This window comes from Bradyrhizobium sp. HKCCYLS2038 (assembly GCF_051167655.1).
In the GTDB taxonomy this organism is placed as follows: domain Bacteria; phylum Pseudomonadota; class Alphaproteobacteria; order Rhizobiales; family Xanthobacteraceae; genus Bradyrhizobium.
In genome coordinates this window covers 461232-477752 of the sequence record NZ_JBNPTM010000003.1, presented here as the reverse complement: position 1 = coordinate 477752, position 16521 = coordinate 461232, and the positions used below count along the sequence as shown (strand labels likewise).

Here is a 16521-nt window from a genome sequence, read left to right as displayed (position 1 = left end):
AAATGCTTGTCGATTACGATTTGTTGTCGGCGCGACTATTGGTCAATTCGCGGGCCATGGCAACAAAGCCGGACACCGGGATGGTCTCGGCGCGGCGGGTCGGATCGACGCCGGCGGCAGCGGCCAGTCGCGCGGGATCGGCAGGCAGCGATTTCAGGCTCTGCCGCAGCATCTTGCGACGCTGGCCGAAGGCTGCGGCGGCGACCTGCTCGAGCGCGCGGCGGTCGCACGGCTCCGGCGCGGCGCGCGGTACCAGCCGCACGACCGAGGACGTCACCTTCGGCGGCGGCACGAAGGCCGACGGCGAGATGTCGAACAGGATCTTGGTCTCGCAGCGCCAGTTCGCGAGCACGCCGAGCCGGCCATAGGCCTCCTCGTCCTCGGTTGCCACGATGCGCTCGGCGACCTCGCGCTGGAACATCAGCACCATCATGTCGTACCAGGGCGGCCAAGGCTCGGCGGAAAGCCAGCCGACCAGCAGCGCAGTGGCGATGTTGTACGGCAGATTGGCAACGATCTTGGCCCTGTTGCTGCCGAGGTAGGGACGCGGATCGAACGTGCGCGCGTCGCCGCAGACGATCTCGAGACGGCCGGGATAGCGCTCGGCGATCGCCTGCAGCGCAGGAATGGCGCGCTCGTCGTGCTCGACCGCGATCACGTGGCGGGCGCCGAGCGCCAGCAGCGCGCGCGTGAGGCCGCCCGGACCGGGGCCGATCTCCACGACCGTGACGTCCTCGAGCGGGCCCGCCGCGCGCGCGATGCGGGCTGTGAGATTGAGATCGAGCAAAAAGTTCTGGCCGAGCGCCTTGCGCGCCGACAGCTGATGCTCGCGAATGACCTCGCGCAGCGGCGGCAGGTCGTCGATCGCGCTCATGCGGCTCGGCTGGCCATGCGCGCGGCCAGACGCAGCGCCGCCACCAGGCTGGCCGGATTGGCCGTGCCTTTGCCGGCGATCGCGAAAGCCGTGCCGTGATCGGGCGAGGTGCGGATGAAGGGCAGGCCTAGCGTGACGTTGACGCCGTCATCGAACGCCAGCGTCTTGATCGGGATCAGGGCCTGGTCGTGATACATGCAGACGGCGCAGTCGTAGGTCTTGCGCGCGGCGTCATGAAACATGGTGTCGGCCGGCAGCGGACCCTGCACGTCGAGGCCGGCATTGCGCAGATTGGCGATCGCCGGCGCAATGATCGCATCCTCTTCACTGCCCAGCGCGCCGTCTTCCCCGGCATGCGGATTGAGTCCTGACATGGCGATGCGTGGCCGTGACACGCCGAAATAACGCCGGAGGCTGGCAGCAACGATGCGGGTCGTGGAGGTGATGAGCGGACTGGTGAGCTGTTCGATCGCCTCGCGCAGTGACACGTGGATGGTCACCGGCACGACGGCCAGCACGGGCGACCACAGCATCATCACCGGCTGCGGAACGCTGCCGTTATCGGCCGCGAGCTCGGCGAGAAACTCGGTATGACCGGGATGGGAGAAGCCGGCCCGATACAGCACGGCCTTCGCGATCGGATTGGTCACGACGGCCCCGGCACGTCCGGCCTTGACGTCGGCGACGGCTTCACGGATCGACCCGATGACCGCCTCGGCGCTGGTCACATCGGGACGCCCGGGCTGGGACGTCACGCGATGGCCGGTGGGGACGATGGGCAATGCCTTGGCGAATGTCTGGACCGTGTCAGCCGGATCCACCTCCGCGATGGGAACCTCGAGGCCGAGCAGTTTTGCGCGCTGCGTGAGGAAGCCCGGGTCGCCGCGCAGGTAGAATGCCGGGAGGTCAAGCTCGGTGCGGCGCAGCCACGCCTGCAGGGTAATGTCGGGTCCGATGCCTGCAGGTTCGCCCAGCGTGAGCGCGAGGGGCTTGCTCATCAGCGATATTCGATCATCGCAGCCTTGCGGACTTCCTGCAGATAGGCCTTCGACGTCGCTTCATATTTCTTGGTGTACATCTCTTCGCGGATCTGACGCTTCTTCGGAGTATCGATGGTGGTCGGACTCCGCGAGCACAGCGCGACCATCTGAACGCCCTGCTTGGTCGCCTCGGGCGGGGTCAGGTGACCGATTGGCGTGTCGTCGAGCAGCTTGCGCAGATTGGGCGGAATGTCGGCCGAGGTCTTGACGACGATCTCCTTGATGACGGCACTCGCGGTCGTCTTGAAGACATTGTTGGCTTCGGCGCAGGTCTGAACCCGCGCGCGCAGCGCCTCGGCCTCCTTGCGCCGCGCCTCCATGGCGCCCTGGTCCGACGAGTTCGTGACGATCAGCACGATCGGCTGCATCTTGTATTCGAAGGCCTGACCCTGCTGATCGGAATCACCGGCGGCTGCCGCGGCGGCGGCGACGTCCTTGTCGGACACCAGCAGGCGTTCCTTGTAGCGGCCGCGCACCAGGCTGGACCACACGATCTCCGCCTTGATGCGGGCCTTGAGCGTCTCGGCGCGGACGCCCTGGCTTTCGAGCGATTTTGCCAACTGCTCGGCGTTGAGCCGCATGCGCGAACCCATGCCGGCGAACGACTGGTCGATGTCGGAGGACGTCGGCTCGACGCCGAACTTCTTGCCTTCCTTGATCTTCACCTTGTCGTCGATCAGCTCGTTGATGACCTCCTGGCGGGTCTGCTGCTTATGCGTGCTCAAGAAGTTGAGCTTCATGCGCTGCTCGACGTCGAAATTGGTGATGGGATCGCCATTCACCATCACGACAATGCCCTGGGCGTGAGCGGGACATAGTCCGGCAATCGACACCAGCAGCGCGAGACTGCAGAGAGCCAGGGCCAGAATGCGGGGAGGGAACGCGATGGTCATGACCAAGCTTCGTTGTTCGCAATGTGAATCAAACCGGCAGCGGCGCCTCGGCTCGTTGTCAGGATCGTTTCCGCCCGACTTGCACCGGTCGGAAGCCGGCGCGCACTACTGGAGGCCGCCACCCGTTCCATTGGTCGAGGACGTCGCAAGCGTCCGAAGCCCGATCTGCAGCATGTAGGCATGGCTCAGAACGGGTGGAGTGGCACCTGCCGTATAATTATACGACGTTACGTAGTTCGCGGCCAGCACGAAACAATCGTCCACATAGCCTGCGCCGATCACATACTGGTTGATCTTGTTGGCGGCGAGGTCCCAGCGCGCCGCACCGGTCAGCACCCAGTTGGGCGCGACCTTGACCGAGCCGCTGCCCAGGATGCCCTCACGCCGGTTGAGGTAGCCGATCGCCGGATCGGCGGCGTAGTTGCCGTAGGTCAGCGCCAGCGACCAGCGGTCGAAATTGGCCTTCGCCTCGGCCTCGAAGCGCTGCACGTTCAGGGTCTGCTGGTCGAACCGGCTGCGCATGCTGAACGTGTAGGTCCGGTTCGGCGAATAATCCACCCGCGCGACGTAGTCGGAGGCTCGCTTGTCCAGGCCGGAACCGATGCCGGTGTTGTTCATGTCCTGCACGGCGAAGGAGTTCAGGCCGAACAGCTGGTAGGACTGGCCGAACAGCACGTTGATGGTTCCGCCGCGATCGAATTGCGTGGTCGCCTGGACGCCGACATTGGCGCGGCCGCCGCCCTCGACACGATCGTAGCCGGAGAACTTGTCGACGCTGAACAGGTTGCTGGCGTCGTACACCAGGCTCTGCGCGTCCTCGTTCGGCAGCTTGCCGGCATAGGACTCGTTCGGCCGGATGATGACCTGCGCGATCGGCTCGATCGTGGTCGTGCCCCACGGCTGTACGTTGATGAACGGGTAGCGATACTCCAGGCCGATCGTCGGCATCAGCCGCAGCGCCTGGGTGTCGCCGGTCTGCAGGAAGTTGCCGACGCCTGGCTGCGCCGACACGTTGGCGTTGATCGCGTCGGCGCGCAGGATCGCGAACGGCGTCCAGATCTGACCATAGGGGTCAGTGTAGGACCGCCGCCACTCGGCCTGCGCGGTCAGGCGGGTATAGGTGCCGGGCGTGGCGCGCAGCAGACACTGGGTGGGCAGCCGGGCGCGCGGATCGGCCGACAGCGCCGTGCACAGGCCGGCGGTGTTGGCAGTCTGCGTGATCGGATCGAACACCGCCTGTTCGCGCGTGAGATTCACGAAGTTGGTCTTGTAGCTGAACTCGCCGCCGAACACCGGATGGTTCAGCACGTTCGAATAATCCAGCACCGGATACACCACCGGGACGGTCTGCTGGTTGCCGGAGAAGCTCAGGTAGTGCATCGCCCGGACGTCGAAGAAGCTGCGGCTGCCGACGCCGGTCAGATACAGCTGCGAGATCGCCTCCGTCGGCAGGCTCATGAACGAGTTGAACGGGTCGCGGTACTGCGCCAGCCGGTAATCCGACAGGAACGTATAGTCGGACAGCAGGATGCCGTCCCAGCCCCAGACCCATTTGTCGTTGATCGCGAACTGGCCCTTGGTGTCCAGGCCGCCGCGGAACTGACGGTCGCCCGGCTGGCCGGCGAAGGCGTTGCGGTTCAACTGGTCGATGCCGTACAGCCGCACCTGATAGGTGCCATTGCTGAGGCGCTGACGGAATTCGGTCTGCAGCAGCACGCCCTGCTTGGATGTGATGCGCGGCGTGAAGGTCGCGTCGTAATCCGGCGCGATCGCCCAGTAATAGGGGATGTCGACGCCGAAGCCGTAGACACCGCTCTGGCTGAAGCCCGGCATCAGGAAGCCGCTCTTGCGCTTCACCGTCGGATCGGGCGTCGAGAAATACGGGATGTAGGCGAGCGGGACGCCGAAGAATTCGAGCTGGGCGTTCTCGAAATACAGCATCTTCTCGGTCTGGTCGTGGATGATGCGCGCACCCTTGACCTGCCACAGCGGCGGCTTCTTCGGATTGTCCTTGCACGGCGCGCAAGCCGTATAAACACCGTTCTCGAACACGGTGTAATTGCCGTTCGAGCGGTCGGCGCGCGTCGCCGCCATCCGCGTCTGATCCTCGGTCTCGACGCGCAGCGAATCGACGAAGCCGTCGCGGTAATTGTCCGACAGGTCGAGGCTGTTGGCGTAGGTGATCTTGCCGTCGGCGTCGGTCATGCGGATGTTGCCTTCCGCATGCAGGCGCTTGGTCTTCTGGTCGTAGATGACCTTGTCGGCCTCGACCGATGTACCGTTGTAGAACAGCTGCACGTTGCCGACCGCCGACACGCGCGAGCTGTTGTAGTCGTAATCGACCTCGGTCGCCTGCACCAGCATCTGGTTGTCGTTGGCGACACGCGGCGGCGGCGGCTTGGGCGGACGGGGATTGTAGGTGAAGCTCTGCGCGGCGGCAGGCGACAGCGCAGCATCAACCGCTGCCGCCAGCACGAGGCCGAGCGTCAGCGCAAACGCGAGTACGACAGACCCGGCGCAACGCGCGCGCGCGAACGCAAGGCGCGCAACGGCATTCTGCCGGAGCGCGGCGAGCGCGGTCTGACGGACGGCAACGAACGACACTAGCCGTCCTCCTGGTAGAGCAAAGCCATAAATCCGGTGAGGCCGCCGACGAATACGGGCAACCACGCCGCAACGATCGGTTCCATCAACGCAGCCTTGCTCAAATCTTCCGTTACTTTCGACAAAACGTAGAGCAGAAAGCCGGCGCCCACGCCACTCAAAACCATTTTTTGTACGCCACCCATTCGGAAGAACCTGAGCGACACGGACGCGGCCAGCATGACCATCGCAGCCAGCAAAAACGGCTGCGCGATCAGCTTATGATACTGCAATCGATACCCTGCGGTCGCGAAGCCCGAGCTCTCCGACGAACGGATGTAGCTCGGCAGTTGCCAAAACGACACAGTTTCGGGGGTCGAGAAGCTGTTGCGAACCTGCGCCGGCGTCAGCGTGGTGGGCAGGATGAACGTCGGTTCGTCCACCGGCGGCGCGTCGAGCGAGAATCGGCGCACCGATTTGAACACCCATTGGCCCTCTTCGAGCGTCGCCTCGCGCGCCTCGATTCGGTCCTTGAAGCGCTTGTCCGTATCAAAACGGAACAGCGTCAGTCCGGTCAGCCGAACGCCCTGCTGCTCGCTGCGCGCGGCATTGATGATGACCGAGCCGTCCGGATTGAGCTGATTGAGCCAGAAGCCGGACGCATCCTGCACGCCGCCGCCAGGCGCCGATCCGAACAGTTCGGCTTCCATCCGCTTCGACAGCTCACGCAGGTTGGCCGACATCGGATTGTAAAGCGTCGTTGCCATCAGCCCGAGCAGGAGCGCGCTGGCCAGCGCCGGGGCGATGAACTGCCAGGCGGAAACGCCGGCTGCGCGCGCCACCACCAGCTCGAGCCGGCGCGACAGCGCGAGATAGCAGGTCATGGCGCCGATCAGCACGCAGAACGGCATCATCTTCTCGAGCAGTTGCGGCACGCGGAACAGCGATGTCTCGGCGACCATCAGCGCGGAGGCCGACGCCAGGCCGGATGTCCTGCGCACCATCTCGATGTAATCGACCAGCACCAGCAGCAGGAAGATGCTCGCGAACACGCCGACCGCCGAGACCAGGAAGCGGCCGGCGAAGTAGCGCCCGAGCGTGTTGGTGACCATGTTCATGCGGCGGCCGGCCTTCTGAACAGCCGCGCGATCAGCGCATTGGAGCGGTTGATCGCTTCCACCAGCCGGGCAGGCGGCTCGACCACGATGCCGCCGATGATGATCCAGATGCTCAGGCCGAGCACGCCGAACAGCATGAGGTACTGAATCAGCGCTGCGATCGGCGTCTTCACGGTCATGACTGAGCAGGCAAAGCCGGCCATGCGCACCCCGAACACCGCGAGAATGGCGCTGCCGAACGAGAAGTTGCGGCTCTGGCGGGTCGTGCGCGGCGCGCCGAGAAACGCGAAGGTGAGGGCGGCGAAGGCGAAGGGATAGATCGGCGCCAGGAAGCGGTCATGCAGCTCCTGCCGGAATTGTCCGGGGATCTGCTTGTAGATCGGATCGTCCTCCGACGGCGCCATCAGCTCCCACACATAGCGCTCGCGGATGCCGAGCGTGACGTCGCGGCCCTGGTTCGAGAACTTCGACATGTCGAAGGCATAGCGTGCGAACGCGACCATCGCCGGCTCGCGCTTGCCGAGCTCGAAGCGTTCCAGATTGCCATCCTCGAGCACCAGGAAGGAGCCGTCGCTGTTCTTCGCGACGGTGCCCTCCTCGGCGACAATCGTGATTCGTTCCTTGGGGTCGCGGCGGTCGTCGATCAGAATGCTCTTGAGCTTGCCGCCGGGCTGCCGCTCGCCAATCCGGATCGTCAGGTTCTGGTCGAGCTGCGCGAAACGCCCGGGTTGCAGGATGTTGGTGAGCACGTCGGCGGTGATTTCGGCGTCCCACTGCTTGATCCGGCGCAGGCCGTCGGGGGCGATATAGGACGCGAGCACGGTCACCAGCATGGCGACGACGCAGGTGGCGTAGGCGAACGGCACGAACAGCCGGATCGGCGACATGCCGGCGGCGTTCATGACGATGATCTCCGAATCGGTCGCCAGCTTGTTCAGCGTGTGCGACACCGAGATCATCAGCGCGATCGGGGCAATGACGCCGAGCAGCGAGGGGATCACGAGACCGGTGATCCCGAGGAAGGTCAGGATGGTCTGTCCCTGGCTGGTCATCAGGTCGATGCCGCGCAGCGCCTGGGTGATCCAGATCACCCCGGTGAGGCTGACCAGGACTACCGCAAACGACGCCAGCGTCGTGCGAAAGATGTACCTGTCGATGGACCCCATCGTGCGCGCTCGATCCCCGTTCAGCAGTCCCGGAACGAGCGCTGCAGCCACCCTCGGAACGGGTCCCTCAGGCTGCTGGCGCCATCACGTTCCATGGGCAGTGAATATCATTACCATCCCTTTGATCCGTCGACAAAATGGCTGTGGCGTGGCGCCACGAAAATTCGGCTAAAATTTCATTGTTGTGGCCGCCCCGCCACGGGAGGCTTGGCAGCTCCGGTCAAGGCGGGCCATACTGCTGCGAAGTTGGGTTCCGAACTGCCGCCATCCCCGTCTGTCCGCTCGGATTTCTGGACGTCGGCGGCTCTCACATCGAATTTGGAGGATTGCTGATGTCCGACGCCGTCAAGGTCGGCTTCGTCCCGCTGTCGACCGCGCCGCGCGGTATCGTCGTGGCATTTTGCGACGACACCCTGCGACTTGGAGTCGCGACCGACAAGGCGCTGGGAGGGGTCTCGGATCTCATCAAGCGCGCGGCCGGGGCGACCCGGTTTAAGGGCAAGGATGGTGCGGTGCTCGACCTGCCGGCACCCGAGGGAATCAAGATTCAGCGCTTGATCGTGATCGGCACGGGCAAGGGCGGCGATCACAAGGAGAAGGATTTTCTCAAATATGGCGGTACCTTAGCCGGGAAGCTCCACGCTGTAACTGAGCCGGTCACGGTGCTGGCCGAGCTGCAGGCGGGCCCGATGACGGCGGATCAGGTCAGCTCGCTCGCGTCCGGCATCAGGCTCCGGGCCTATCGGTTCGACCGCTACAAGACCAAGAAGAAGGACGAAGAGGGCGGCGTCAGCGCCACGATCTCGATCGCCGTGTCGGACGTCGCCGCCACCAAGAAGGCGTTCGCGCCGCGCGGCCATGTCACGGACGGGGTGATTCTGGCGCGCGATCTCGTCAACGAGCCGCCGAACGTGCTCTACCCGGAGGAGTTCGCCAAGCGCGCTGCCGCCCTGCGCAAGCTCGGCGTGACCGTCGAGATCCTCGACGTGCCAGCGATGAAGAAGCTCGGCATGGGCGCGCTGCTCGGCGTCGGCCAGGGCTCGGCGCGGCCGAGCCGCACGGTGGTGATGCGTTATAATGGCGGCAAGAAGGGCGAGCAGCCGGTCGCCTTCATCGGCAAGGGCGTGTGCTTCGACACCGGCGGCATCTCGATCAAGCCGGCCGGCTCGATGGAGGACATGAAGGGCGACATGGGTGGTGCCGCCTGTGTGGTCGGCCTGATGCACGCATTGGCGGCCCGCAAGGCCAAGGCCAACGTGATCGGCGCGATCGGCCTGGTCGAGAACATGCCGGACGGCAACGCCCAGCGCCCCGGCGACATCGTCACGTCGATGTCCGGGCAGACCATCGAGATCATCAATACCGACGCTGAAGGCCGACTCGTGCTCGCCGACGTGCTGTGGTACGTCGCGACCAAGTTCAAGCCGAAATTCATGATCGATCTGGCGACGTTGACGGGGGCGATCATGGTCGCGCTCGGCACCGAGCATGCCGGCCTGTTCGCCAACAATGACGATCTGGCCGACAAGCTGATCAAGGCGGGGCAGGAGACCGGCGAGAAGGTCTGGCGCATGCCGCTCGGCTCCGAATACGACAAGCTGATCGATTCGCAGTTCGCCGACATGAAGAACACCGGCGGCCGCCACGGCGGCTCGATCACGGCTGCACAATTCCTGCAGCGCTTCGTCAATGATACGCCCTGGGCGCATCTCGACATCGCCGGCACCGCAATGGGCGCGCCGAAATCGGAGATCAACCAGAGCTGGGGATCCGGCTATGGCGTTCGTCTGCTCGACCGGCTGGTGTGGGATTCCTACGAAGCGAGGTAGGGGATCGCTGTGCGATGACCGAAGTTCTGTTCTATCATCTGCAGAACATGACGCTGGAAGGCGTGCTGCCGCCGCTGCTCGAGAAGTCGCTCGAGCGCGGCTGGCGAGTCGTCGTGCAATCGACCTCGGAAGAACGTGCAGATGCGCTGGATGCGCATCTGTGGACGTATCGTGATGATTCGTTTCTGCCCCACGCCACTTGGCGCGTGGCGGATGCGGCCGACCAGCCGATCGTGCTGGCGGTGGAAGAGTCCAATCCCAACGGCGCCAATGTCCGGTTCCTGGTGGACAACGCGCCGCTGCCGTCCGACGCGCACAACTATGAGCGCATGGTGCTCGTGTTCAACGGTGATGATACGGATGCGCTCGCGGCGGCGCGGTCGGCATGGACCGATTGCAAAACGCGTGGATTCGATGTCACCTATTGGCAGGCCGACGAGCGAGGGCGTTGGCAACGTCGGCAATGATGGCGTAAGCATCGTGACGCGGGTCATCGTGGCTGCGCCGCGCGATTAATGATAAACTGCCGGATCTACCGGCAGAGCATTGGCAAAGCCACGAACGTGCCGCAAAGTGGTGTTGGGACAAGACGTTACACTGTCCACCGGTTGCAATTCAGCAAGGTTCATCGTGCGAGACAACAAACAGCTGACGCGCGTTCTGGCGTTCCTGGTGCTTGCATCGGCCGTGTCCGGCTGCTCGGGCGCGGGCGATCTGCTGTCCAAGGACAACGAATGGTTCAACCGGCCGCAGCGCCTGTTCATCAAGAGCATCTCGATCGATACGCCGCCGCTGACGCCGGACAAGCCGATCGGGGCCGAAGATCTCGTCGGTGCTGATGGCGGGTGTCCGGGCATGGCACCGGCGGCCGGTGCTGCAGGAGCGAACGCGCTGTCCAGCGACGCGGGCGCGGCGCCTGTGCCCGCCGGCGGCACCGTCGCGCTCGGCCACACCGAATGTGACGTCGTCCGCGGCATTGGTGCGCCGGACAGCGTCAACATCGGCAACAATGGCGGTGATCGCGTCGCGACCGTGACGTGGCTGCGCGGCGCGCGCGCCGGCGTGTACACGTTCACGGCGGGACGATTGAGCTCGATCGAGCGCGCCCCCGATCCCGGCCCGGCGTCGAAGATGGCGAAGCCCGCCAAGGCGAAGAAGCGGGCGGGCTGATTTCGCCGGCTCATGCCGCTGCGCAAGACGGCTGCGGCGCAACGCGTCAGCTCGCGGCCTCGTCGTAGAGCGTGCTGGCTTCCAGCCATTGCTCCTCGGCGCGTGCCAGCGCCTCGGCGGCATTCGCGCGCGCCTTTGACAATTGTGCCGCCTGCTTCGGATCGCGCGTGAAAATGTCGGGCAGCGACAAGGCGTCGTCGATCTTGGCAATGATATCGGTGATGCGCGTGATCTCGGCTTCCGCAGCCGAGATCTTCTGCTTCAGCGAGCCCCGCTTGTTGTCGCCGCGCGGCCGCTCGGGTTTCTCCGTGCTCTGCGACCGCTCATTATCGCGTGACGGCGTCGCACTGCGGGCCGACAGGATCATGCGCCTGTAGTCGTCGAGATCGCCGTCATAGGTCTTGACCGTGCGGTCGGCGACGACCCAGAGACGATCCGCGCAGGCCTCGATCAGATAGCGGTCGTGCGACACCATGATCACCGCGCCCGGAAATTCGTTGACCGCCTCGGCGAGCGCGGCGCGGCTGTCGATGTCGAGGTGGTTGGTCGGCTCGTCCAGGATGATCATGTTCGGACCGAAGAACGTAGCGAGCCCGAGCAGCAGCCGCGCCTTTTCGCCGCCCGACAGGCTCTTCACCAGCGTGTCGGCTGCCTTGCCGGAGAAACCGATCGCGCCGGCGCGGGCACGCACTTTCGATTCCGGTGCCTCGCCCATCAGCTTGCGCACATGCGTGTAGGGCGAACCAGCCTCGTCGAGCTCGTCGAGCTGGTGCTGGGCAAAATAGGCGATCGACAACTTGTCGGCGCGCGTCACCTTGCCGGAGAACGGCGCCAACCGGGCCGCCAGCAGCTTCACCAGCGTCGACTTGCCGTTGCCGTTGGCGCCGAGCAGCGCGATGCGGTCGTCATTGTCGATCCGCAGCGTCACGCGGTTGAGCACGGGTTGCGCGGGATCGTAGCCGACGGAGGCGTTGTCGACGGCGATAATCGGCGGCGACAGCAATCTCTCGGGGGCGGGGAAGCTGATCTCGTGGACGTCCTGGGTGACGAGCGCGGTGATCGGCTTCATGCGCTCCAGCATCTTGACTCGGGACTGCGCCTGGCGCGCCTTCGAGGCCTTGGCCTTGAAGCGGTCGACGAAGGATTGCAGCCGCGCGCGCTCCGCCTCCTGGCGCTTGACGGCCTTGGCGTCGAGCATTTCGCGGGTCGCGCGCTGCTCCTCGTAGGAGGAGTAGCTGCCGCGGTACAGCGTCAGTTTGCCACGGTCGAGATGCAGGATCTGGTCGACCGAGGTTTCGAGGAGATCGCGGTCATGGCTGATCACGATCACCGTGCGCGGATAGTGCGCCAGATGGTCCTCCAGCCACAGCGTGCCTTCGAGGTCGAGATAGTTGGTCGGCTCGTCCAGCAGCAGCAGGTCGGGGGCGGCGAACAAGGTTGCGGCGAGCGCCACCCGCATGCGCCAGCCGCCGGAGAATTCGGCACAGGCGCGGGCCTGGTCGGCGGCGGAAAAACCGAGGCCGCTGAGAATGGCGGCGGCGCGCGCGGGGGCCGAATGGGCATCGATGTCGACCAGCCGGGTCTGGATATCCGCGATCCGGTCGGGGTCTTCGGCGGTCTCGGCTTCGCGCAGCAACGCATCGCGTTCGAGATCGGCCCGGAGTACCACCTCGACCAGGCTTTCCGGTCCGCTCGGCGCCTCCTGGGCCAGGCTGCCGATCCGCCATCGTGGCGGTACGGTGATGGTCCCGTTCTCCAGCGACAGTTCGCCGCGGATGGCCTTGAACAGCGTCGACTTGCCGGTCCCGTTGCGGCCGACCAGGCCGACGCGGGCGCCGGGCGGGATCTGCACCGAGCTGTGGTCGATGAGAAGCCGTCCGGCAAGACGGATCGAGATGTCGGAGATGGAAAGCATGCGCGCCTTGTCACCGCGCGCGCGGCCAAACGCAACCGCTTTGTCGCGGCTTCAGGCGCTCAGGTCATTCGAACCGGGTCATCCCAAGGTCACGCTTGCCGTCGTCACGCTTGCGCAACTCGTTCATGAGGTTTGCCAGCGGACCGGGCAGATGGGAGGCGTCCGGAGGCAAACTGCGTTGCAGCCGTTCACCCACGGCGTCGCAGATCGATCGGCTGACTTTGCGATCGAGCGCTTCGCTGAAATCGGTGGTGCGGCCAGTCATGACGGAGTTCCAAGAGCAATTGTAGAGCGATGCTCTATCAAGTCATGGCACGCCTATTGGTTTCCGCGTGGCCGGGCGGCTGGTCGACTTTCAGTTGAAAATGCATGAAAAAAAGCCCCGGCGTTGGGGGACGCCGGGGCAATACGAGGTCGGCGTGGCGGGGGGCGGATGCCGCGCCGAGACTCGGATCAGTAGCAGCGGTTGACCAAGCGCCAGCGCGGTCCCCAGGGGGTCGGAACCACGCGGCGGACGTAGCAGCCGCCATAGCCGTAGCTGTAGGCCGGACCGCCGACGAAGAAGCGCGGGCCATAGAACGGACGGTGCCAGCCGCCATAGCCGCCATGCCATCCACCACCATGCCAGCCGCCGTGCCAATGGGCCGAGGCCGCGGTCGGGGCGAGGGCGGCTGCGCCCAGGGCAACGGCGGCCGCCGCGATGAGGGAGAGTTTGCGCAACATGATCGTCTCCTGGATGCCGGCGCTGGTGGCGCCGAGATGATCGGACGGATGAGGCTGGGAGAAGGCCGTTGCCGTGAGGTGATCGGCTCGTCGTCCCCCGCTGGCAGCCACCCTAGGGCATGGGAGCTGAACGCTGGTGGCACGGAGCCTTCAGGCTGCGTTCAGAATCGTGACATTGTCGTAAGGCTTCGAGCTCCGGGCGGGGTCCCGATCGCTTGCCGTCGGCCGATCGCGTCGATATAAGCCCGCAACTCACCCAAATCCCGCACCTCCAAGGACGATATCATGGCGATTGAGCGCACCTTTTCGATCATCAAGCCCGACGCGACCGAGCGTAATCTCACCGGCGCGGTCAACGCGCTGATCGAGAAGGCCGGCCTGCGCATCGTGGCCCAGAAGCGGATCCGCATGACCCGCGAGCAGGCCGAGACCTTCTATGCCGTGCACAAGGCGCGGCCGTTCTTCGGCGAGCTGGTCGATTTCATGATCTCCGGCCCCGTCGTGGTCCAGGTCCTGGAAGGCGAGGGCGCCATCCTGAAGTACCGTGACGTGATGGGCGCCACCGATCCGTCGAAGGCCGCCGAGGGCACCATCCGCAAGGCGCACGCCAAGTCGATCGGCGAGAATTCGGTGCACGGCTCGGACGCCGCCGAAACTGCCGCGATCGAGATCGCCCAGTTCTTCTCCGGCAACGAGATCGTCGGCTGATTCACGATCGTGCGGCGGGACGCAAGTTCCGCTGCACATCTCTTCGGCCCGATGCCGTGCGTCGGTCCGACCTCCATAACGACTATGAAAGGCCCGGCCGTGAATTGGCTAACGCAACTCGCTGATTCCGCCAGCTTCGGCCATCTGCTCGCTCAATTTCAGACCGACGTGCACAGCCCCGGCTTCTGGCTCGCGCTCGGCAAGATCATCTGGATCAACGTGCTGTTGTCGGGCGACAACGCACTGGTGATCGCACTGGCCTGTCGCGGCCTGCACGGCAAGCATCGCTTCTGGGGCATGGTGGCCGGCTCCGGCATCGCGGTCGCGCTGCGTATCGCGTTTACGGGCATCGTCGCCACCCTGATGGCGCTTCCCTATCTCAAGCTGATCGGCGGCCTCGCGCTGCTGGTGATCGCCGCCAAGCTGCTCGTCCCCGAAGACGAGAACGACGACATCGCTGCCGGCACCACGCTGTGGCATGCGGTCCGGATCGTCGCGCTGGCTGACCTCGTGATGAGCCTCGACAACGTGATTGCGGTGGCGGCTGCCGCCAACGGTCAGGCCTCGCTCCTGATCATCGGCCTTGCGATGAGCATTCCGCTGATCATCGCGGGCGCGGCGCTGATCATGCTCGTGCTCGACCGTTTTCCGCTCCTGGTCTGGCTCGGCGCCATGCTGCTTGGCTGGGTCGCCGGCGAGGTGATCGCGACGGATCCGGCGATCGAGCCGATGCTGCACCATGTGCTCGATGGCACCGTCAACATCAGCATCGAGGCCGCCTCGGCCCTGTTCGCCGGCAAGTCCAATCTGACTGGCCATATCGACGTCATGGAGACGCTGATGTCGCTGCTCGGCGCCGCGGTGGTGCTGGTCGCCGGCTCGATCTGGCGCGGCCGCGCTTTGCAGCGCCAGGCCGAAGGCGAACTCGAGTCTGCGCCGGCGCGCGGGGTCGATCTGCCCTGACGATCCGGTTGCTAGTTAGCTAATTAGTCAGCTCAGCACCACTGAGCCGGAGCGACCGACGAGGCGTGCGAGCTGCTTGAAGCGGCCGCCGACGCGATCGGCGACGAGGTCGACCAGATGATGTTCGAACACCAGCATCAGCTTGCGATCCTGGGTGCGGAAATGCGTGGCAGACAGCACGCCGGGCCGCGCCGCCGAGATCAGATGCGCAACACGGAAGGCGGTGCCGAGCAGGCGCGCGCGATCGATCTGGGCCGGGCTCAGTTGCTCGGTGAGGGCAGGGGCCGCCGCCTCGTCGCGCTGGCCCTCGTAACGGAAGAACACCGACAGCGCGGCGAAGATGCGGCCCTCGTGGCTGATCGAGCCGAAATTGCCGTTGAGGATGATGCCGTAGGTCTGCTCGCCGCGATGATCCGGATGCATCCGCCAGCCGATGTCGGACATCAGGCAGGCTGCGTGGCGCAGCCGCCGCTCTTCCTCGGTCTCGCGGATGTGCACGACGCGGAACAGCCGATCGGTCCAGTCGATCAGCTCGCGCGCGTGCTGCGCCGAGCGTGACAGCAGCTCGTTGAGCCCCTGCGCCGCGCTGAGCAGGCCGTCCTTGGCGCGCTCGGCGTCGGGAAGCTTCGAATAGAGCAGGCCCTCACGGACGCCGAAGGTGGAGAACACCACCGTCGTCGGCTTGGCCACGCGGATGATGTGCTCGAGCACCAGCGCGGCATAGGCCAGCAGCGGGCGGCGTGCCTCGGCGATGGCCTCGATGTCGGCCAGCATGTCGGCGGCGACGAGCCGGCGCAGGCGACGCACGAAGGCCAGCGCATCCGCGGCCGGGATGGCATAGCCGTGCATCACGCCGAGCGGATAGCCGCTCTGGATGATGTGGATGCGCGCCAGCGCACGCCAGGTGCCGCCGACCGCGTAGAAGGTCCGGTTCTTTCCGGCCAGCAGCTGCGGCAGGTCGGTCAGCGCCTCGCTCGCGATCCGCTGCGCCTTCTTGAGCGATTTCTCGGCGAGATCCTGCAGCGCGAGGCTGCCGAGCGGCAGGGTGACGCCACTGCGCACCTGGTGGCCGCGCACGTCGATCAGCTCAAGCGAGCCGCCGCCGAGGTCGCCGACGATGCCGTCGGGCTTGTGGATGCCGGAGATGACGCCGAGCGCCGAATAGCGCGCCTCCTCGGGACCGGTGAGGATCTGGATCGACACGCCGCAGATCTTCTCGGCCTTGGCGATGAAGTCAGGACCGTTCGAGGCATCACGGCAGGCGGCCGTGGCAATCGCGTGAACTTCGCCGACCTTCTGCACCCTGCAGAGCGCACGGAACCGTTTCAGCGCGGTCAGCGCCTTGTCGACGGCGTCGGCGGCAAGCAGGCCGGTGGTCTGGACCTCGCGTCCGAGGCCGCACAGTGCCTTCTCGTTGAACACGGTGACGAGGCTGCGCTCCATCGCCTGGTAGACGACGAGGCGGACCGAATTCGAGCCGATGTCGATGACGCCGACACTGGCGGCCCGGTCAGCAGGCCGTGTCACCGCGGCATCCTC

Annotated in this window: 15 protein-coding genes; 5 read left to right on the top strand and 10 right to left on the bottom strand. The window is 65.4% G+C overall.

Annotated elements, in window-relative coordinates; all coding sequences use genetic code 11:
• Window positions 1–13 precede the first annotated feature (13 nt).
• From rsmA to lptF, 6 genes are all read right to left on the bottom strand, one after another.
• Window positions 14–874: a 16S rRNA (adenine(1518)-N(6)/adenine(1519)-N(6))-dimethyltransferase RsmA gene (rsmA, locus tag ACQR1I_RS15945; RefSeq protein WP_434866996.1), complete on the bottom strand. Its 861-nt coding sequence runs from the start codon at window positions 872–874 to the stop codon at window positions 14–16.
• Window positions 871–1872: a 4-hydroxythreonine-4-phosphate dehydrogenase PdxA gene (gene pdxA, locus ACQR1I_RS15940; RefSeq protein ID WP_434866997.1), complete on the bottom strand. Its 1002-nt coding sequence runs from the start codon at window positions 1870–1872 to the stop codon at window positions 871–873. The genes rsmA and pdxA overlap by 4 nt, the downstream gene beginning before the upstream one ends.
• On the bottom strand, window positions 1872–2807 hold the full coding sequence (locus ACQR1I_RS15935; protein ID WP_434866998.1) for a SurA N-terminal domain-containing protein: 936 nt from the start codon (window positions 2805–2807) through the stop codon (window positions 1872–1874). Before ACQR1I_RS15935 ends, pdxA begins: the two co-directional genes overlap by 1 nt.
• Window positions 2808–2912: 105 nt before the next feature.
• Window positions 2913–5411: an LPS-assembly protein LptD gene (locus ACQR1I_RS15930; RefSeq protein ID WP_434866999.1), complete on the bottom strand. Its 2499-nt coding sequence runs from the start codon at window positions 5409–5411 to the stop codon at window positions 2913–2915.
• Entirely contained in the window at window positions 5411–6508 is a 1098-nt protein-coding gene (gene lptG, locus ACQR1I_RS15925; RefSeq protein ID WP_434867000.1) for an LPS export ABC transporter permease LptG, read from the bottom strand. Before lptG ends, ACQR1I_RS15930 begins: the two co-directional genes overlap by 1 nt.
• Window positions 6505–7674, bottom strand: a complete 1170-nt coding sequence (gene lptF, locus ACQR1I_RS15920; RefSeq protein WP_434867001.1) for an LPS export ABC transporter permease LptF — start codon at window positions 7672–7674, stop codon at window positions 6505–6507. The genes lptG and lptF overlap by 4 nt, the downstream gene beginning before the upstream one ends.
• 332 nt (window positions 7675–8006) lie before the next feature.
• On the opposite strand from lptF, the gene ACQR1I_RS15915 reads away from it, so the two are divergent.
• From ACQR1I_RS15915 to ACQR1I_RS15905, 3 genes are all read left to right on the top strand, one after another.
• The gene (locus ACQR1I_RS15915; RefSeq protein ID WP_434867002.1) at window positions 8007–9503 is read left to right on the top strand and encodes a leucyl aminopeptidase; all 1497 of its coding nucleotides are present in this window, start codon (window positions 8007–8009) and stop codon (window positions 9501–9503) included.
• Window positions 9504–9517: 14 nt separating this feature from the next.
• Window positions 9518–9970 carry a DNA polymerase III subunit chi gene (locus ACQR1I_RS15910; RefSeq protein WP_434867003.1) on the top strand — a complete coding sequence of 151 codons (453 nt, stop codon included), beginning with the start codon at window positions 9518–9520 and terminating at the stop codon, window positions 9968–9970.
• Window positions 9971–10175: 205 nt separating this feature from the next.
• Window positions 10176–10673: a hypothetical protein gene (locus tag ACQR1I_RS15905; protein WP_434867425.1), complete on the top strand. Its 498-nt coding sequence runs from the start codon at window positions 10176–10178 to the stop codon at window positions 10671–10673.
• Window positions 10674–10719: 46 nt separating this feature from the next.
• On the opposite strand, the gene ACQR1I_RS15900 is transcribed toward ACQR1I_RS15905, so the two are convergent.
• The 3 genes from ACQR1I_RS15900 to ACQR1I_RS15890 all read right to left on the bottom strand — a co-directional run bounded on the left by ACQR1I_RS15900 (window position 10720) and on the right by ACQR1I_RS15890 (window position 13311).
• Complete coding sequence (locus ACQR1I_RS15900; RefSeq protein ID WP_434867004.1) at window positions 10720–12588, bottom strand: ABC-F family ATP-binding cassette domain-containing protein; 1869 nt, start codon at window positions 12586–12588, stop codon at window positions 10720–10722.
• A gap of 64 nt (window positions 12589–12652) precedes the next feature.
• Window positions 12653–12853 carry a hypothetical protein gene (locus ACQR1I_RS15895; RefSeq protein WP_434867005.1) on the bottom strand — a complete coding sequence of 67 codons (201 nt, stop codon included), beginning with the start codon at window positions 12851–12853 and terminating at the stop codon, window positions 12653–12655.
• Between the two features lie 188 nt (window positions 12854–13041).
• Window positions 13042–13311: a sulfur globule protein precursor gene (locus ACQR1I_RS15890; RefSeq protein WP_434867006.1), complete on the bottom strand. Its 270-nt coding sequence runs from the start codon at window positions 13309–13311 to the stop codon at window positions 13042–13044.
• A gap of 285 nt (window positions 13312–13596) precedes the next feature.
• Between ACQR1I_RS15890 and ndk the strand changes: the two genes are divergently transcribed.
• Window positions 13597–14019, top strand: a complete 423-nt coding sequence (gene ndk, locus ACQR1I_RS15885; protein ID WP_015667252.1) for a nucleoside-diphosphate kinase — start codon at window positions 13597–13599, stop codon at window positions 14017–14019.
• A gap of 99 nt (window positions 14020–14118) precedes the next feature.
• Window positions 14119–14982 (top strand): TerC family protein, encoded by an 864-nt coding sequence (locus ACQR1I_RS15880; protein ID WP_434867007.1) that lies wholly within the window; start codon window positions 14119–14121, stop codon window positions 14980–14982.
• 27 nt (window positions 14983–15009) lie between these two features.
• Here the strand turns inward: ACQR1I_RS15880 and ppx are convergent, their stop codons facing one another.
• On the bottom strand, window positions 15010–16509 hold the full coding sequence (gene ppx / locus ACQR1I_RS15875) for an exopolyphosphatase (RefSeq protein WP_434867008.1): 1500 nt from the start codon (window positions 16507–16509) through the stop codon (window positions 15010–15012).
• Window positions 16510–16521 lie beyond the last annotated feature (12 nt).